This window comes from Caulobacter sp. GW456-12-1-14-TSB4 (genome assembly GCF_059424195.1).
In genome coordinates this window covers 365,010-381,177 of sequence record NZ_JBWKZF010000001.1, presented here as the reverse complement: position 1 = coordinate 381,177, position 16,168 = coordinate 365,010, and the positions used below count along the sequence as shown (strand labels likewise).

The window sequence follows — 16,168 nt, the reverse complement described above, 5'->3', positions numbered from 1 at the left end:
GTTTGTAGGGGAGCGTCGCTCTTGGGCACGTCCATCGTCGTCGTCGTCCTGCTGGTCCTGGCCTTCGTGCTGGTGATGAGCGTCATCAAGATCGTGCCCCAGGGGCGCGAATTCACCGTCGAGCGGTTCGGCCGCTACACCCGCACCCTCAAGCCCGGCATCAGCATCCTGACCCCGTTCGTCGAGACGATCGGGCGCAAGGTGAACATGATGGAACAGGTGCTGGACGTCCCGCAGCAGGAAGTCATCACCAAGGACAACGTGTCGGTGAAGGTCGATGCGATCGTCTTCATCCAGGTGATGGACGCCGCCGCCGCGGCCTACCGCGTCGACAACCTGATCTACGCCATCACCCAGCTGGCTCAGACCAACCTGCGCACCGTCGTCGGCTCGATGGAGCTGGACGAGGTGCTGAGCCAGCGCGACGCCATCAACACCCGCCTGCTCTCGACCATCGATCACGCGACCGGCCCGTGGGGCGTGAAGGTGGCGCGCATCGAGATCAAGGACCTGACGCCGCCGTCCGACATCACCAACGCCATGGCCCGCCAGATGAAGGCCGAGCGCGAGCGCCGCGCCGTGATCACGGAGGCCGAGGGCGAGAAGCAGTCCCAGATCGCTCGCGCCGAGGGCCAGAAGCAGTCGGCCATCCTGCAGGCCGAGGGCCGCCGCGAGGCCGCCTTCCGCGACGCCGAGGCCCGCGAGCGGGAAGCCGAGGCCGAGGCCAAGGCGACGGCCTTCGTCTCCGAAGCGATCTCCAAGGGCGACGTCAACGCCATCAACTACTTCATCGCCCAGAAGTACGTCGAAGCGTTCGGCGAACTGGCTCGCAGCCCGCAGCAGAAGACGGTCATCGTCCCGGCCGACTTCGCCGGTCTGACCGGCACGGTCGCGGGCGTCAGCGAGCTGATCAAGAGCCTGGGCGCGGACACGGCGAAGGCTGCTCCGCCGCCGCGCGCGTCCTCGACCGCCACGCCGACCAGCCCGGCCCCTAAGCGCGGAGCGTAAGGTCATGGGCGCGATCGCCGGGTTCTACGTCCTGCATCCCTTCTGGCTGTGGCTGGCCATCGCCGCCATCTGCCTGGCCATCGAGGTCTCGACCGGCACCGGCTGGCTGCTGTGGCCGGCCGCCAGCGCCTTCGTGGTCGGGCTGATCGCCCAGGCCATCCATCCGGGCGCCGTGCTGGAGATCGGCCTGTTCGCCGTCCTGACCATCGCCTCGACCTATCTGGCCAAGCGCTTCCTGCGACCGGTGCTGGAGCCGACGGGGCCGGACCTCAACGACCCGCTGCAACGGCTGGTCGGCCAGCGCGGCCAGGTGCTGTCGACCTTCGAGCAAGGGCGTGGCCGGGTCTTTGTCGACGGCAAGGACTGGGCGGCGCAGACCGAGGAGCCGATCCCGGCGATCAGCCAGGAAGTGGTGGTCATCGGCCTGGACGGCGCGGTGCTGAAGGTCCGCAAGGTCCCGACCTGACCGGCCCCTGCTGACAGAAGACGGCCACTGCCCCTGTTATCTGGCGGCAGCGACACCATTTACGGCCCGCATCAGCCACCTAGCAGGGCACGCGCGACGCTGCATCGTCGCGTTTAGGGGAGACGGCGTGACTTCAATCATATCGGTAAAGGGTCTGACCAAGACCTATGCGTCCGGCCATCAGGCCCTCAAGACGATCGACCTCGACATCCGCAAGGGCGAGATCTTCGCCCTGCTGGGCCCGAACGGGGCGGGCAAGACCACCCTGATCAGCATCATCTGCGGCATCGTCAATCCGAGCCTCGGCGTCGTGCTGGCCGACGGCCACGACGTGGTGAAGGAATACCGCGCGGCCCGCTCCAAGATCGGCCTTGTGCCGCAGGAGCTGAACACCGACGCCTTCGAGACGGTGTGGGCCACGGTCAGCTTCTCGCGCGGCCTGTTCGGCAAGCCGCGCAACGACGCTTTGATCGAGAAAATCCTTCGCGACCTCTCGCTGTGGGACAAGAAGGACAGCAAGATCATGGCGCTGTCGGGCGGCATGAAGCGCCGCGTGATGATCGCCAAGGCGCTGAGCCACGAGCCGACCATCCTGTTCCTGGACGAGCCCACCGCCGGCGTCGACGTCGAGCTGCGCCGCGACATGTGGGAGATGGTCCGCCAGCTGCGCGAGAACGGCGTCACCATCATCCTGACCACCCACTATATCGAGGAGGCCGAGGAGATGGCCGACCGGATCGGGGTGATCAACAAGGGCGAGATCATCCTGGTCGAGGAGAAGTCGGTCCTGATGCGCAAGCTGGGCAAGAAGCAGCTGACCGTGCACCTGCGCGAGCCGCTGACCGCCCTGCCGACGAGCCTGGCCGCCGACGCCTCGCTCAGCCTGATCAATGACGGCGCTGACCTCGTCTACACCTTCGACGCCCAGGCCGACGACACCGGCATCGCCGACCTGTTGCGCCGCCTCTCCGAGAACGGCGTCGACTTCAAGGACCTCAAGACCGACCAGAGCTCTCTGGAAGACATCTTCGTCAGCCTGGTGAGGGCCCCGCAATGAACCTGTTCGCGATCAAGGCCATCTACCGCTTCGAGATGGCGCGGTGGTTCCGCACCCTGCTGCAAAGCATCCTGGCGCCGGTCATCTCGACCTCGCTCTATTTCGTGGTGTTCGGTTCGGCGATCGGCTCGCGCATGCAGTCGATCGACGGCGTCAGCTATGGCGCCTTCATCATCCCGGGCCTGGTCATGCTGTCGCTGCTCAGCGAGAGCATCTCCAACGCCTCGTTCGGCATCTATATGCCCAAGTGGGCCGGCACGATCTATGAGCTGCTCTCGGCTCCGGTGGCCTGGTTCGAGGCCGTCACCGGCTATGTCGGCGCCGCCGCCACCAAGTCGATCTGCCTGGGTTTGCTGATCCTGGCTACCGCCCGGCTGTTCGTGCCGTTCGAGATCGCCCACCCGTTCGTGATGCTGCTGTTCCTGGTCCTGACCTCGGTCACCTTCAGCCTGTTCGGCTTCATCATCGGCGTCTGGGCCGACAACTTCCAGAAGCTGCAGATCGTCCCGGCCCTGATCGTGACGCCGCTGACCTTCCTGGGCGGCAGCTTCTACTCGATCAAGATGCTGCCGCCGATCTGGCAGAAGGTCACTTTGTTCAACCCGGTGGTCTATCTGATCAGCGGCTTCCGCTGGAGCTTCTATGGCCAGTCGGACGTCGGGGTCGGCGTCAGCCTGGCCATGACCGGCGTGTTCCTGGTCATCTGCCTGACGGCGGTGGGCTGGATCTTCAAGACCGGCTACCGCCTGAAGGTCTAGTCCTCGGGCTCGTCCTCAAGGGGCGGCGTGCCGGCTTTCAGGCCCTGCACGCCGCCGCCCTTCACGCCCTTGCTGACCAAGGCCGCTTCGGCGGCCTTGACCATGGCGCGTTCGCCGTTGAACGCCGTCAGGGTCTCGACCGTGGCGAAGAAGCCGGGATCGGTATTGGTGTCGATCTCGGGCTGGGCCACGACCAGGTGCAGGCCGAGGCTTTTCAGCTTCAGCACCGCCTCCATCAGATCGGTCGTCGTGCCGGCTAGCGAATGCAGGCTCAGCACCGCCAGGGTCCCGCCGGGCTCCAGCGCCGCCAGCGCCTTGTCGAGGCCCGGACGGATGATCGCATTGGTCAGGCACCGGTCGCTGAACACTTCCTGGCAGCCCAGGAGCAGCAGGCGCTCCTCCTGGACCGGGCTGAAGAAGACGCCCCTGACGGGCGGCAGGCGGTAGTAGCCGACGCGGTTCATCGCGCCGGCTTGGCAGTCCCGGCGGCCCTTGGCGAGGACTTTCCGGGACCCACCCACAGCTTCTTAGGCGAGCAGGCCCCTAAGAGACGAGATTGGCCACCAGCGCCGAGATCGGCGTGGTCGGGCGGCCGATCAGGGCCGACAGCTGCTTGCCGTCGTCGAACAGCCCGCCTTGCGAGGCGCCGACGTCCGACTGGGCCAGGATGGCGGCGAAGGCGGCGGGCAGGCCCAGGCTCTCCAGGATCTTGGCGTATTCGGCTTCCGGCAGGTCGTTGTACGGGATGGTCCTGCCGGCCTTGGCCGAGATCTCGGCGGCCAGATCGGCCAGGGTGAAGCCCGTGTCGCCGGCCAGCTCGTAGGTCTTGTTCTCATGACCGTCGGTGGCCAGCACGACAGCGGCGGCTTGTGCATAGTCCGCGCGGGCGGCGGCCGAGATCTTGCCCTGGCCGGCGCTGCCGATCACCGCGCCCGAGGCCAGCGCGCCGTGCACGGCGTTGGCGTAGTTCTCGGTGTACCAGCCGTTGCGCAGCAGGGTGTAGGCGATGCCCGACGCCTTCAACAGCGCCTCGGTGGCCTTGTGCTCGTCGCCCAGGACCAGCGGCGTCGTGTCGGCGCGCAGCAGGCTCGTATAGACGATCCGCTTCACGCCGGCGGCCTTGGCGGCCTCGATGACGGCGCGGTGCTGGGGCAGGCGCTGGCCGATCTCGTTGCCCGAGATCAGCAGCAGGGTGTCGACGCCGGTCAGCGCCGGACCCAGGGTCTGCGGCTTGGCGTAGTCGGCGGCGCGGGCGGCCACGCCAAGGTCGGCGGCCTTGGCCGGGTCGCGGACGAGGGCGAGGATGTCGCCGGCCGGGACACGGGTCTTGAGGCTTTCGACGACGAGGCGGCCCAGCTGGCCGGTGGCGCCGGTGATGGCGATGGTCATGATCGTTCTCCCGATTTGAATGACAGGAGCGATCTGGGCGTCTTGCTTACTTTCCGTAAGTACCCACATGAATGTAAGTATGAAAGAAACTCCTGCTCCCCTGTCCGAGAAGCTGGCGCGCGGCGACCTGATGGCCCGCGACTGCCCGTCGCGCGCGGTGCTGATGCACGTCACCAGCCGCTGGGGCGTGCTGGTGCTGATGACGCTGGAGACCGGCATGCACCGCTTCAGCGAGCTGCGCCGGGCGATCGAGGGCGTCAGCGAACGGATGCTGGCCCAGACCCTGCAGCAGCTGGAAGGCGATGGCTTCGTGCGCCGCGTGGCCTACCAGGTCGTGCCGCCGCACGTGGAATATAGCCTGACGCCCCTGGGCCTGGAGGTCGCCGAGAAGGTGCGCGGCCTCGCCGATTGGATCGAGCTGAACATCGAGCGGATTCTAACCCGCGAGTTGGTCGAGAGCGACGTCGAGGAACGCGCGTAGCCGGGCGTTGCGGCGTAGATCGCGGTGGTAGCCCAGCCAGGTGTCGCGGCCGGGCGGGCCTTCGCCCAGGTCGATCCGCTCCAGCCCCGAGAGACTGTCGCCCAGCGGACGCGGCAGGACGGCCAAGCCCGCGCCGAGCTGGCAGAGCCTGGCCTGGACGTCGCGGTTGTTGCTGCGCGCGCCGATCGTGGCCTTGGGCAGAGCCTTCCGCAGCCAGGTGACGTCCGGCAGGCCGTCGAAGGCGGTGTCCATGGTGATCAGCCGCACACCCTCGCCATTGCCCGGGTGCGGCGCGCCGGCCGCCTGATAGAGGCCGCAGGGCATGTGCAGCAGCTTGCGCACCACGACGTCCGGCTCGTCGAAGGGGCGGATGCGGAAGGCCAGGTCCGCCTCGCGCCGCGCCAGGCTGTAGGGGCGCGCATCCGTCAGCAGCTCGACCGTGACGCTGGGGTGCAGGGCGCCGAACCGCGCGACGACGGGCGACAGGATGTGGACCCCGAACCAGTCCGAGCACGCCACCCGCAGCAGGCCCGACAGGCCGCGCCCGCCGTCCAGGGTGCGCTGGATAGCCAGGGCCTCCTCCTCCAGCCGCTCGGCATGGGGCAGGATCGCCTCGCCCTCGGCGGTCAGGACGAAGCCCTCGGCGGTGCGCTGGAACAGGGTCTGGCCTAGGGCCTCTTCCAGCGCGCGGACCCGGCGGCCCATGGTCGGCTGGCTCTGACCTAAAGCGCGGCCGGCCGCGCCGAGGCCGCCGGTGCGGGCCACCGCCAGGAACACCTGCACGTCGCTCCAGTCCATCATGGCCTGTCCATTCATTTGTGAATGGAAGTGATGCGATATCGTTGGGTTTCAAACAAGCGGTCAGAAGCTATCTGGAGGGCGCTTTCAACGGAGGTCTTCCATGGCCCAAGCCCCTTCCACGATGCGCGCCGCCATCCTCGAGGCCTACGACGCGCCGTTCCGCCTGACGGACATCGCCCGTCCGACCGCCGGCGTTGGCCAGGTGCTCGTCCGCGTCACCGCCGCCGGCCTCAACCCGCTGGACGGCAAGATCCGCGCCGGCCAGGCCGCCCACGCCCGCCAGCCGGCCCCGGCCGTGCTTGGCCTGGACATGGCCGGCGTCGTCGAGGCTGTCGGTCCCGGCGTGGAGGACTTCCGGGTCGGGGACGCTGTCTACGGCCTGACCGGCGGTGTTGGCGGCCACCAAGGCGCGCTGGCCGGCTATCAGGTGGTCGACGCCCGCCTGCTGGCCAAGGCGCCGGCCAATCTGACCGCCCGCGAGGCCGCCGCCTTGCCGCTGGTGGTGATCACCGCCTGGGAAGGCCTGGTCGATCGCGCCGAGGTCTCGGCCGGCCAGTCGGTGCTGGTGATCGGCGCCGGCGGCGTCGGTCTCGTTGCGATCCAGATCGCTCAGGCGCGTGGCGCGAGCGTCACCGCCATCGACACCGCCGCCAAGCGCGAGACCGTCGAACGTCTGGGCGCGCGGTTCCTCGATCGTGAGGCCGCGATCACCGAGACCTTCGACGTCGTCTACGACACGGTCGGTGCGCTGGACGTCGCCTTCGCGGCCGTGGCCCGCAACGGCCATGTGGTCTCCAGCCTCGGCTGGGGTTCGGTGGCGCTGGGGCCGTTGTCGTTCAAGGCGGCCAGCTATTCGGGCGTCTTCACCCTGCTGCCGCTGCTGACCGGTGAAGGCCTGGCCGCGCATGGCGAAATCCTGCGCCAGGCGACCGCCCTGGTCGAAGCCGGCCAGCTGGCCCCGCGCCTCGACCCGCGTCGCTGCACGCTGGATCAGGTTGATGAGGCGTTCGCCGCGCTGGCTGGCCCGACCGACGGCAAGCTGGTCGTCGAGATCTAAGCCTGCGCGAACCGCGCCCGGTACGCGCCGGGCGTGGTCGAGAACTGGCGGCGGAAGTGATGCCGCAAGGCCGGCGCGCCCAGGCCCACGGCCTCGGCGACCTGTTCGATCCCGGCCGGCGAGGTCTCCAGAAGGTCGCGCGCCCGGTTCAGCCGTTCGGCCAGCAGCCAGCGGGCCGGGGTCTCGCCGGTAGCAGCCTCGAACCGCCGCAAGAACGTCCGCTCGCTCATCCCCGCCGCGCCGGCCAGGGCCTTGATCGTGTGGGTCCCCGTGAGATCGCCGCGCATTCGGTCCAGGACCGGTCCCAGCCGCGAGGCCTCGTGCGCTACAGGCACCGGCCGCTCCACGAACTGGGCCTGGCCGCCGTCGCGGTGCGGCGGCACCACCAGCCGGCGGGCGACGGTGTTGGCGGCCTCGGGGCCGAAGTCGCGGCGGATCAGGTGCAAACCGAGATCGATCCCCGCCGCGCTGCCGGCCGAGGTCAGCAGGTCGCCCTCGTCGACATAGAGCACGTCCGGCTGGACCGCGATCGCCGGATACCGCTCGCGCAGGGCGTCGGCATAGCGCCAGTGGGTGGTGGCCCGACGTCCGTCCAGCAGGCCCGTCGCCGCCAGCACGAACACCCCCGAGCAGATCGACATCAGCCGCGCGCCGTTGGCGTGGGCTTTCCGCAGCGCCTCGATCAGCGGCGCAGGCACAGGCTGGTCCATCCCCCGCCAGCCCGGCGCGACGATGACGCTCGCCTGTTCCAGGAGCTCCAGCCCGCCGTCGCCGACGATCCGCACACCGCCCAAGCCGCGCAGGTCGCCCGGCTCCACGGCGGCGGTGGCGAAGCGGTACCAGTCCGGTCCCATCTCCGGCCGAGGCAGGGCGAACAGCTCCACCGCCACGCCGTATTCGAACGTACAGAGGCCGTCATAGGCGAGCGCCACGACGAGAGGCTGGTTTGGCATGATCTTTACGGTCGCTGTCGATCTTGCCAGCTAACGCGAGGCGACGGCGTCAGGCAAGTCTCTCTCCATCAACCGCTGGAGGCCTTCATGAGCTTCGTATCCGAAATCTCCGCCGCGTCCTTCCGCGACGCCGCCGCCCACTTCGCCGCGCGCCTGTCGCTGGAGACCGACTGCTCCGACGTCGGCGCCGCCCTGAAGGCCGGCGATGTCGATTTCGTCCTGCTGCATGTCGTCGGTTCGCCGGAGGCCTATGCCCGCCGCCACGTGCCGGGCGCGCTGCACCTGCGCCACGCCGACATCAACGCCGAGCGCATGGCGCAGTGGCCCGCCGACACTCTGTTCGTGGTCTATTGCGCCGGCCCGCACTGCAACGGCGCCGACCGCGCGGCGCTGAAGCTGGCGCGCCTGGGCCGGCCGGTGAAGCTGATGATCGGCGGCATCACGGGCTGGGAGGACGAGGGCCTGCCGTTCGCGACGGGCTCCGAGCCGGGCAGCCTCTAGACGAAGCGCGGATTGGCCTTGCGCAGGCCTTCGTTGGCGAGCGCGTCGGCGCGCTCGTTCAGCGGATGGCCGGCGTGACCCTTGACCCAGCGCCAGTCGACGTCGTGCCGCTCGCGCGCGGCGTCGAGGCGTTTCCAGAGGTCGTCGTTCTTCACAGGGCTCTTGTCGGCCGTCCTCCAGCCACGGGCCTTCCAGCCCTTGATCCACTCCTGGATGCCCTTCATCACGTACTGGCTGTCGGTGTGCAGCTCGACCTTGCAGGGGCGGTTCAAGAGCTCCAGCGCCGAGATCGCGCCCATCAACTCCATGCGGTTGTTGGTGGTCGCCGGCTCGCCGCCGCAGATTTCCTTCTTCTTGTCGCCGTAGAACAGGATGGCGCCCCAGCCGCCCGGGCCGGGATTCCCCTTGCAGGCGCCGTCGGTATAGATCGTGACCTTGGGCGTCATCAGAACAGCACGAGCCCTTCGCGGTGGACGGCCAGCTTGCGCTCGTACTCCAGCGGGTCCTTGGGCTTGACCAGCGCGCCGGCGGGCGTCGAACCCCAGTCGGCCAGGCGGGTCAGGAAGAAGCGGATCGCCGCGCCGCGCGCCAGGATCGGCAGGGCTTCCTTCTCGGCCGGGCTCAGCGGCCGACGGCGCTCATAGCCGTTCAGCAGCGCCTTGGCGGTGGTGATGTTGAAGCTGCCGTCGGCCTCGAAGCACCAGGCGTTCAGGGTGACGGCGACGTCGTAGGCGTAGCTGTCCTCGCAGGCGAAGTAGAAGTCGATGGCCGCGGCGAACTTGCCGTTCGACTGGAAGAAGACGTTGTCGGGGAAATAGTCGGCGTGGATCACGCCCGTCGGCAGGTTCCGGGGCCACATCAGCGACAGCTGCGCCAGGTCGTTATCGATGGTCGCCGACAGGCCGGGCTTCAGGTCCTCGGCCGCCTTGCGGTGCTTGGAGAACAGCGGCGACCACGCGCTCTGGCCCAGGTCGTTGGCGCGGCGGCCCGGATAGCCCTCGCCGGCCAGGTGCAGCCAGGCCAGGCCCTCGCCGGCCTCGCGACAGTGGGCGACGGTCGGCTTGCGCACCGACAGGCCGGGCAGGAACTCGACGATGGCGGCGGACTTGCCGCGCAAGGTCGCCAGGGTCTTGCCGTTGCGGTCGGCGATCGGCCGGGCGCTAGGATAGCCCTTGTCGGCCAGCCAGGTCAGCAGGTTCAGGAAATAGGGCAGCTCCTCGGCCTTCACCCGCCGCTCGTAAACGGTCAGGATGTAGCGGCCCTTCTCCGTCTCCAGCAGGAAGTTGGAGTTCTCCACCCCCTCGGCGATGCCTTTGAACGCCAGCGGGGCGCCCAGGTCGTATCCCGCCAGGAAGGCTTCGAGTTCAGCGTCGGTGATGTCGGTATAGACGGCCATGGCGTCGGGATGCTCGACGCGAGGCCTCGGGTCAAGCCGCTGCTAGGCGGTGAGGAGCCGAGGCAGCTTGAACGTGATCGTTTCCCGCGCCTCGACCAGTTCCTCGACCGTGGTGTCGAAGCGGGCCGAGATGGCGTCGATGACGCCTTGCACCAGGTCTTCTGGAGCCGAGGCGCCGGCGGTGAGGCCCACGCGCTGGACGCCCTCGAACCAGGCCCAGTCGATGCCGGTCGCGTCGTCGATCAGGTGGGCCTGGGTCGCGCCGGCCTTCAGGCCGACCTCCATCAGGCGCACCGAGTTGGACGAGTTCTTGGAGCCGACCACCAAAACGAGCTCGGCCTGTTCGGCCAGGTGCTTGACCGCGTCCTGGCGGTTGGTGGTGGCGTAGCAGATGTCTTCCTTGTGCGGCGCGGCGATGCCGGGGAAGCGTTCACGCAGCAGGGCGACCATGTCGGCGGTGTCGTCGACCGACAGGGTGGTCTGGGTCAGGAAGGCGACGTTGGCGGCGTCCTTCGGCTCCCAGGCGGCGGCGTCCTTGATGTCCTCGATCAGGGTGACCGAGCCCTCGGGCAGCTGGCCCATGGTGCCGATGACTTCCGGATGGCCGGCGTGGCCGATCAGCACGATCTCGCGGCCGGCGTCGAAGTGCTTCTGGGCCTCGACGTGGACCTTGGAGACCAGCGGGCAGGTGGCGTCCAGATAGATCATCTGGCGGGCCTTGGCCTCGGCCGGCACCGACTTGGGCACGCCGTGGGCCGAGAACACCACCGGGCGGTCGTCGGGGGCTTCCTCGAGTTCCTCGATGAACACCGCGCCCAGCGCCTTGAGGCGATCGACCACGTGGCGGTTGTGGACGATCTCGTGGCGGACATAGACCGGAGCGCCGAACTTCTCGACGGCGCGCTCGACGATCTGGATGGCGCGATCCACGCCGGCGCAGAAGCCGCGCGGGCTGGCCAGCACAAGCGAGATCGGGCGACGGATCGGGGTCTGGGCGTTCATGGCGCGGAAACTAGTCGCTCGCAGGCCTCGGCGCCAGGAGTCTGCGTCGTTGCGACGTCACGCATATGCCTTTATCAGGCTGCATGACGCCGACGGGGCTGTGTGGCTCCGCTTGGCTCTTCTTTTTCTCGAACCGGACGTTTCATGCGCCGCATTCTTCCGATCGCTATCAGCGCCCTGATGGCCGTCTCGTTCGTCGCGACGGCGACGACTGTCCACGCGCAGATGGGACCGGGCGGCGGCGGCCAGGGCGGCGGCCCCGACGATGACGGCGCGGCGGCCAAGAAGAAGAAGCGCGACGAGGAGTGGAACCAACCCAAGGCGCCGCTGCAGCAGCTGCGCAACGCCGGTCCGTGCCCCTATGTGAAGGTGCTGTACGACGCCAGCCGCTATGTCGAGTTCAAGGACGGCAAGGAAGCGGCCAACCAGGCGGGCTTCACGGGCGAGATCCAGAGCATCGCTTCGGGCTGCGCCTACAAGGCCCAGGAGTCGATCAAGATCCGCATCGAGGCGCTGTTCCAGCTGGGCCGCGGCCCGCAGGCCCAGGGCGACAAGCACGTCTATCGCTACTGGGTCGCCGTCACCGAGCGGAACCAGTCGGTGATCGCCAAGGAATATTTCGACCTGCCGGTGTCGTTCGCGTCGGGCCAGGATCGCGCCTACGCCACCGAGACCATCGAGCAGATCACCATTCCGCGCGCCGACGACAAGGTCAGCGGCAGCAACTTCGAGGTCCTGCTCGGCTTCGACGTGACCCCGGAAATGGCCGCCTTCAACCGTGACGGCAAGCGCTTCCGCGTCAATGCGGGCCAGACCGTCCAGGCCCAGCAGGCTGGGCAAGCAGGGAACACGACTAAGCAATGAACGATTTGAAGCGGTCCCTGAGCGAGGCGGCCGCGGCCGCTTTCCAGGCCGCCGGACTGGCTCCCGAATTCGGTCGCGTCACCGCGTCCGATCGTCCCGACCTGGCTGACTTCCAGTGCAACGGCGCCCTGGCGGCGGCCAAGAGCGCCAAGCGCAATCCGCGCGAGATCGCCGTGCAGGTCGTCGAGATTCTCAAGGGTGATCCCCGCCTGGCCTCGGTCGAGATCGCCGGCGTCGGCTTCATCAACATGCGCGTCAGCGACGAGGCCCTGTCGGCCCGCGCCCGCGAGATCGCTTCCGACGACCGCGCCGGCGCCCAGCTGCTGGAAATGCCGCGCCGGGTGCTGATCGACTATGCCGGTCCGAACGTGGCAAAGCCGATGCACGTGGGCCACCTGCGCGCCTCGATCATCGGCGAGTCGGTCAAGCGCCTGTACCGTTTCCGTGGCGACGACGTGGTGGGCGACGCCCACTTCGGCGACTGGGGCTTCCAGATGGGCCTGCTGATCAGCGCCATCATGGACGAGGACGCCTTCATCAACGCCTTGATGGAAAAGCTGCCGGAAGCCCCGCGCGGCTTCTCGTCGGCCGATGAGGCCAAGGTGATGGCCGAGTTCGAGAGCCGGATCACCCTGGCCGACCTCGACCGCATCTATCCGGCCGCCTCGGTGCGCCAGAAGGAAGACCCGGCGTTCAAGGAGCGGGCCCGCAAGGCGACCGCCGAACTGCAGAACGGCCGCTTCGGCTACCGCCTGCTGTGGCGTCACTTCGTCAATGTCAGCCGCGTGGCCCTGGAACGCGAGTTCCACGCTCTGGGCGTCGACTTCGACCTGTGGAAGGGCGAGAGCGACGTCAACGACCTGATCGACCCGATGGTCCGGCAGCTGGAAGACAAGGGCCTTCTGGTCGCCGACCAGGGCGCGCGCATCGTCCGCGTGGCCCGCGAGGGCGACAAGCAGGACGTGCCGCCGCTGCTGGTGGTGTCGTCGGAAGGCTCGGCCATGTACGGCACGACCGACCTGGCCACCATCCTGGACCGCCGCAAGTCGTTCGACCCGCACCTGATCCTCTACTGCGTGGATCAGCGCCAGGCCCTGCACTTCGAGACCGTGTTCCGCGCCGCCTACCTGGCCGGCTACGCCGAAGAGGGCTCGCTGGAGCATATCGGCTTCGGCACCATGAACGGCACGGACGGCAAGCCCTTCAAGACCCGCGCCGGCGGCGTCCTGAAGCTGCACGACCTGATCGAGATGGCCCGCGAGAAGGCCCGCGAGCGCCTGCGTGAAGCCGGCCTGGGCGCGGAGCTGTCGGAAGAGGCTTTCGAAGAGACGGCTCACAAGGTCGGCGTCGCGGCCCTGAAGTTCGCCGACCTGCAGAACTTCCGCGGCACCTCGTACGTCTTCGACCTCGACCGCTTCACCAGCTTCGAGGGCAAGACCGGCCCTTACCTGCTGTACCAGTCGGTGCGCATCAAGAGCGTGCTGCGTCGCGCGGCGGAAGCCGGCGCGGTCGGCGGCCGCATCGTGATCCACGAGCCGGCCGAGCGGGATCTTGCCATGCTGCTGGACGCCTTCGAGGGCGCCCTGACCGAGGCCTACGACAAGAAGGCTCCGAACTTCGTGGCCGAGCACGCCTACAAGCTGGCCCAGTCGTTCTCGAAGTTCTACGCGGCCTGCCCGATCATGAGCGCCGACACCGAAGAGCTGCGCGCCTCGCGCCTGACCCTGGCCGAGACCACCCGCCGCCAGCTGGAACTGGCCCTGGACCTGCTCGGCATCGAAGCGCCGGAGCGGATGTAGACCCCGAGCCCCTCGCGGCGGTTGCAATCGCTGCGAGGGCGCACGACAGTCCCGGCCGCGCTTTTGAGTGTGCGCGTCGGGAGGGGTCATGAAGAAGTCCGTGGTCGCCATGTTGATGGCGAGCGTCTGTGTCAGTGCGATCGCCGCGCCGGCCTTCGCCGAGAAGGCCAAGACCCCCGACAAGAAGACCGACAAGTACGCCGACGCCACCGCCGGCCTGGAGCGCAAGGACGGCCTGCTGCCGGTCTTCGTCGATAAGAAGGACGGCAAGGTCCTGGTGCTGCTGCCCAGGCCGGGCGCGGACGGGGTCGCGGGGCGCTACATCTACCAGACTTATCTGCGGGCCGGCCTGGGCTCGAACCCGACCGGCCTGGACCGCTCGGCGCCGGGGGAAACCCAGATCATTGCCTTCCGCCGCGTGGGCGGGAAGGTGATCGCCCAGTTCGAGAACTGGGGCTTCTCGGCCGCGCGCGGCTCGGTCGACGAGCAGAAGGCGGTGGCCGACTCGTTCCCGATCTCCAGCGTCTGGTCGAACGCCATCGAGGCCGAGGGGCCGGATGGCGGCCTGCTGGTCGACGTGACCAGCTTCCTGACCCGTGACGCCCAGGGCGTGGCCAAGACCCTCAAGCGCAGCAAGCAGGGCGACTTCCGCCTCAACGACGGCCTGTCCTATGCCGACACCGGCGCGGTGAACGTCTTCCCGCTGAACGTCGAGCTGGAAGCGGTCGAGACCTTCGTCGGCGACGATCCGGGCGGCGAGGTGCGCGGCATCGTGCCGGATCCGCGCAACGTCACCCTGGCCCTGCACCACTCGTTCGTGGCCCTGCCCGAGCCGGGTTACGTCCCACGCCAGAACGATCCGCGCGTGGGCGTCATCGATCACACCGTGGCCGACTACTCCGCGCCGCTGAACGAGCCGCTGGTCTATCGCCTGGTCCATCGCTTCCGCCTGGAGAAGACCGATCCGACCGCCGCCCGCTCGCCGGTCAAGAAGCCGATCATCTTCTACGTCGATCGCGCCGCGCCCGAGCCGGTGCGCTCGGCCCTGATCGAGGGCGGTCGCTGGTGGAACCAGGCCTTCGAGGCCGCCGGCTTCATCGACGCCTTCAAGGTCGAGCTGCTGCCCGAGGGCGTCAGCCCGCTGGACGCCCGCTACAGCGTCGTCAACTGGGTGCACCGCCAGACGCGCGGCTGGTCGTACGGCCACGCGGTGGTCGATCCGCGCACGGGCGAGATCATCAAGGGCGACGTCCTGCTGGGCTCGCAGCGGGTGCGCCAGGACCGGTTGATCTTCGAAGGGCTGGAAGGCGCCGACAAGACCGGCAAGGGCGGTCCCAACGACCCGATCGAGATCTCGCTGGCCCGCCTGCGCCAGCTGGCGCCGCACGAGATCGGCCACTCGATCGGCCTGCAGCATAACTTCGCCGCCAGCACCTATGGCGACCGCGCGTCGGTGATGGACTATCCGGCCCCGCGCATCGCCATCAAGAACGGCCAGCTCGACTTCTCCGACGCCTATGGGCGCGGCGTGGGCAGCTGGGACAAGTTCGTGATCGACTGGCTGTACGGCGTGGCCCCGGCCGGGACCGACGAGAAGGCGTGGCTGAAGGCGAAAGCCGACAAGAGCCAGGCCGACGGCCTGCGCTACGTCTCCGACGAGGACGCCCGCGCCGCCGACACCGCCCAGCCGATCGGCGCGGTGTGGGACAACGGTTCGGACCCGGTCGTCGAGCTCGACCACCTGATGGCCGTGCGCAAGATCGCGCTGGACCGCTTCGGCCTGCCCAACCTGCCCAAGGGCGCATCGGTGGCCGACCTGCGCCGCGTGATCGTGCCGATCTACATCTTCCACCGCTACCAGGTGGACGCCACGGCCAAGCTGGTCGGCGGAATCGACTTCACCTACGGGGCCGAGGGCGACGCTCACGAGGCCAGCAAGATCGTTCCGGCGGCACGCCAGGCGGCCGCCATCGACGCCTTGCTGCGCACGCTCAGCCCGGCCGCGCTGGACCTGTCGGACAAGACGCTGGACGTCCTGACCTCGGGCCAGTCGCAGGGCAACGACAAGGCCAACGACATCGAGACCTTCGGCCAGGGGCCGGTCTTCGACCTGCCGGCCACCGCCGACGTCGCCGCCGACCTCGTCTGGGGCGACCTCTTCGCGCCGGCGCGCCTGAACCGCCTGATGGAGGCCAAGCGCCGCGATGCCGCCCAGCCGGGCGTCGAGGGGCTGATGGACAAGGCCCTGGCTTCGGCCGCCTTCGATGGCAAGGCGACCGGTCGCCAGGCCGAACTGGCCCGTCGCGTCCGCCAGCGCCTCGTGGTCAACCTGGCCAACGCTCTGGGTGACAAGGACCTCTCGCCGACCGCCGCCGCCGTGATCCGCGCGCGCCTGGCCGACTGGGGCAAGGGCCTGAAGCTGGTCGCCGCCGGCGACGCCGCCGACCGCGCCCAGGCTCGCGCCCTGGCCGGCGTGGTGTCCGACGAAAGCGGCGGCCGCCTGGCCTCGCTGGTCGAGGACGGCAAGGCCAAGGTCGCCATCCCGCCCGGCCCGCCGATCGGCGAGGACGACTGGTTCGGCGGCTTCGGCCTCTAAGGCGAACGGCGCTGGCAGGCCGTGCTTGACTCGCACGGCC

17 protein-coding genes are annotated in these 16,168 nt (G+C 68.8%); 10 read left to right on the top strand and 7 right to left on the bottom strand.

The window, feature by feature from the left end:
* The first annotated feature begins 75 nt into the window (after positions 1 to 75).
* The 4 genes from AC07YH_RS01875 to AC07YH_RS01860 all read left to right on the top strand — a co-directional run bounded on the left by AC07YH_RS01875 (position 76) and on the right by AC07YH_RS01860 (position 3,289).
* The gene (locus tag AC07YH_RS01875) at positions 76 to 1,008 is read left to right on the top strand and encodes an SPFH domain-containing protein (protein WP_494745340.1); all 933 of its coding nucleotides are present in this window, start codon (positions 76 to 78) and stop codon (positions 1,006 to 1,008) included.
* A 4-nt stretch (positions 1,009 to 1,012) separates the two neighbouring features.
* On the top strand, positions 1,013 to 1,474 hold the full coding sequence (locus AC07YH_RS01870; RefSeq protein WP_494745309.1) for an NfeD family protein: 462 nt from the start codon (positions 1,013 to 1,015) through the stop codon (positions 1,472 to 1,474).
* Positions 1,475 to 1,577: 103 nt separating this feature from the next.
* Positions 1,578 to 2,531: an ABC transporter ATP-binding protein gene (locus tag AC07YH_RS01865; RefSeq protein ID WP_494745339.1), complete on the top strand. Its 954-nt coding sequence runs from the start codon at positions 1,578 to 1,580 to the stop codon at positions 2,529 to 2,531.
* Positions 2,528 to 3,289, top strand: coding sequence for an ABC transporter permease (locus AC07YH_RS01860; RefSeq protein ID WP_494745308.1), 762 nt, complete (start codon positions 2,528 to 2,530; stop codon positions 3,287 to 3,289). Before AC07YH_RS01865 ends, AC07YH_RS01860 begins: the two co-directional genes overlap by 4 nt.
* Here the strand turns inward: AC07YH_RS01860 and AC07YH_RS01855 are convergent.
* Together AC07YH_RS01855 and AC07YH_RS01850 are read right to left on the bottom strand one after the other, a co-directional pair.
* Positions 3,286 to 3,753, bottom strand: a complete 468-nt coding sequence (locus AC07YH_RS01855; protein WP_494745307.1) for a recombinase family protein — start codon at positions 3,751 to 3,753, stop codon at positions 3,286 to 3,288. The genes AC07YH_RS01860 and AC07YH_RS01855 overlap by 4 nt on opposite strands.
* 79 nt (positions 3,754 to 3,832) lie before the next feature.
* Positions 3,833 to 4,678, bottom strand: coding sequence for an SDR family oxidoreductase (locus AC07YH_RS01850; RefSeq protein WP_494745306.1), 846 nt, complete (start codon positions 4,676 to 4,678; stop codon positions 3,833 to 3,835).
* Positions 4,679 to 4,757: 79 nt separating this feature from the next.
* On the opposite strand from AC07YH_RS01850, the gene AC07YH_RS01845 reads away from it, so the two are divergent.
* Entirely contained in the window at positions 4,758 to 5,159 is a 402-nt protein-coding gene (locus AC07YH_RS01845) for a winged helix-turn-helix transcriptional regulator (RefSeq protein ID WP_494745305.1), read from the top strand.
* On the opposite strand, the gene AC07YH_RS01840 is transcribed toward AC07YH_RS01845, so the two are convergent.
* Positions 5,115 to 5,960, bottom strand: a complete 846-nt coding sequence (locus AC07YH_RS01840; RefSeq protein ID WP_494745304.1) for a LysR family transcriptional regulator — start codon at positions 5,958 to 5,960, stop codon at positions 5,115 to 5,117. The genes AC07YH_RS01845 and AC07YH_RS01840 overlap by 45 nt on opposite strands.
* A gap of 100 nt (positions 5,961 to 6,060) precedes the next feature.
* Between AC07YH_RS01840 and AC07YH_RS01835 the strand changes: the two genes are divergently transcribed.
* Entirely contained in the window at positions 6,061 to 7,017 is a 957-nt protein-coding gene (locus AC07YH_RS01835; protein WP_494745303.1) for a zinc-dependent alcohol dehydrogenase family protein, read from the top strand.
* Here the strand turns inward: AC07YH_RS01835 and ftrA are convergent.
* On the bottom strand, positions 7,014 to 7,970 hold the full coding sequence (gene ftrA / locus AC07YH_RS01830; protein ID WP_494745302.1) for a transcriptional regulator FtrA: 957 nt from the start codon (positions 7,968 to 7,970) through the stop codon (positions 7,014 to 7,016). The genes AC07YH_RS01835 and ftrA overlap by 4 nt on opposite strands.
* 87 nt (positions 7,971 to 8,057) lie before the next feature.
* Between ftrA and AC07YH_RS01825 the strand changes: the two genes are divergently transcribed.
* Positions 8,058 to 8,471 carry a rhodanese-like domain-containing protein gene (locus AC07YH_RS01825; protein WP_494745301.1) on the top strand — a complete coding sequence of 138 codons (414 nt, stop codon included), beginning with the start codon at positions 8,058 to 8,060 and terminating at the stop codon, positions 8,469 to 8,471.
* Here the strand turns inward: AC07YH_RS01825 and rnhA are convergent.
* Genes rnhA through ispH form a run of 3 tightly spaced genes read right to left on the bottom strand, consistent with a single transcriptional unit; the run spans position 8,468 to position 10,869 of the window.
* Positions 8,468 to 8,917 (bottom strand): ribonuclease HI, encoded by a 450-nt coding sequence (gene rnhA, locus AC07YH_RS01820; RefSeq protein ID WP_494622975.1) that lies wholly within the window; start codon positions 8,915 to 8,917, stop codon positions 8,468 to 8,470. The two genes, AC07YH_RS01825 and rnhA, sit on opposite strands and share 4 nt — an antisense overlap.
* A complete protein-coding gene (thrB, locus tag AC07YH_RS01815) occupies positions 8,917 to 9,867 on the bottom strand; it encodes a homoserine kinase (protein WP_494745300.1) in 951 nt (316 codons plus the stop codon). Before thrB ends, rnhA begins: the two co-directional genes overlap by 1 nt.
* A gap of 42 nt (positions 9,868 to 9,909) precedes the next feature.
* Entirely contained in the window at positions 9,910 to 10,869 is a 960-nt protein-coding gene (ispH, locus tag AC07YH_RS01810) for a 4-hydroxy-3-methylbut-2-enyl diphosphate reductase (protein WP_494745299.1), read from the bottom strand.
* Positions 10,870 to 11,013: 144 nt separating this feature from the next.
* On the opposite strand from ispH, the gene AC07YH_RS01805 reads away from it, so the two are divergent.
* The 3 genes from AC07YH_RS01805 (at position 11,014) to AC07YH_RS01795 (ending at position 16,128) form a co-directional block, all read left to right on the top strand.
* Positions 11,014 to 11,733: a Tat pathway signal sequence domain protein gene (locus tag AC07YH_RS01805; RefSeq protein ID WP_494745298.1), complete on the top strand. Its 720-nt coding sequence runs from the start codon at positions 11,014 to 11,016 to the stop codon at positions 11,731 to 11,733.
* Positions 11,730 to 13,532 (top strand): arginine--tRNA ligase, encoded by a 1,803-nt coding sequence (gene argS, locus AC07YH_RS01800; protein ID WP_494745297.1) that lies wholly within the window; start codon positions 11,730 to 11,732, stop codon positions 13,530 to 13,532. Before AC07YH_RS01805 ends, argS begins: the two co-directional genes overlap by 4 nt.
* An 88-nt stretch (positions 13,533 to 13,620) precedes the next feature.
* Positions 13,621 to 16,128 (top strand): zinc-dependent metalloprotease, encoded by a 2,508-nt coding sequence (locus AC07YH_RS01795; protein ID WP_494745296.1) that lies wholly within the window; start codon positions 13,621 to 13,623, stop codon positions 16,126 to 16,128.
* Positions 16,129 to 16,168 lie beyond the last annotated feature (40 nt).

Excerpts from the sequence above, each read along its gene's own strand:
- AC07YH_RS01875 (WP_494745340.1), top strand. The coding sequence starts at position 76 with ATGAGCGTCATCAAGATCGTGCCCCAGGGGCGCGAATTCACCGTCGAG.
- AC07YH_RS01870 (WP_494745309.1), top strand. The coding sequence starts at position 1,013 with ATGGGCGCGATCGCCGGGTTCTACGTCCTGCATCCCTTCTGGCTGTGG.
- AC07YH_RS01860 (WP_494745308.1), top strand. The coding sequence starts at position 2,528 with ATGAACCTGTTCGCGATCAAGGCCATCTACCGCTTCGAGATGGCGCGG.
- AC07YH_RS01855 (WP_494745307.1), bottom strand. The coding sequence starts at position 3,753 with ATGAACCGCGTCGGCTACTACCGCCTGCCGCCCGTCAGGGGCGTCTTC.
- AC07YH_RS01850 (WP_494745306.1), bottom strand. The coding sequence starts at position 4,678 with ATGACCATCGCCATCACCGGCGCCACCGGCCAGCTGGGCCGCCTCGTC.
- AC07YH_RS01845 (WP_494745305.1), top strand. The coding sequence starts at position 4,758 with ATGAAAGAAACTCCTGCTCCCCTGTCCGAGAAGCTGGCGCGCGGCGAC.
- AC07YH_RS01840 (WP_494745304.1), bottom strand. The coding sequence starts at position 5,960 with ATGATGGACTGGAGCGACGTGCAGGTGTTCCTGGCGGTGGCCCGCACC.
- AC07YH_RS01835 (WP_494745303.1), top strand. The coding sequence starts at position 6,061 with ATGGCCCAAGCCCCTTCCACGATGCGCGCCGCCATCCTCGAGGCCTAC.
- ftrA (WP_494745302.1), bottom strand. The coding sequence starts at position 7,970 with ATGCCAAACCAGCCTCTCGTCGTGGCGCTCGCCTATGACGGCCTCTGT.
- AC07YH_RS01825 (WP_494745301.1), top strand. The coding sequence starts at position 8,058 with ATGAGCTTCGTATCCGAAATCTCCGCCGCGTCCTTCCGCGACGCCGCC.
- rnhA (WP_494622975.1), bottom strand. The coding sequence starts at position 8,917 with ATGACGCCCAAGGTCACGATCTATACCGACGGCGCCTGCAAGGGGAAT.
- thrB (WP_494745300.1), bottom strand. The coding sequence starts at position 9,867 with ATGGCCGTCTATACCGACATCACCGACGCTGAACTCGAAGCCTTCCTG.
- ispH (WP_494745299.1), bottom strand. The coding sequence starts at position 10,869 with ATGAACGCCCAGACCCCGATCCGTCGCCCGATCTCGCTTGTGCTGGCC.
- AC07YH_RS01805 (WP_494745298.1), top strand. The coding sequence starts at position 11,014 with ATGCGCCGCATTCTTCCGATCGCTATCAGCGCCCTGATGGCCGTCTCG.
- argS (WP_494745297.1), top strand. The coding sequence starts at position 11,730 with ATGAACGATTTGAAGCGGTCCCTGAGCGAGGCGGCCGCGGCCGCTTTC.
- AC07YH_RS01795 (WP_494745296.1), top strand. The coding sequence starts at position 13,621 with ATGAAGAAGTCCGTGGTCGCCATGTTGATGGCGAGCGTCTGTGTCAGT.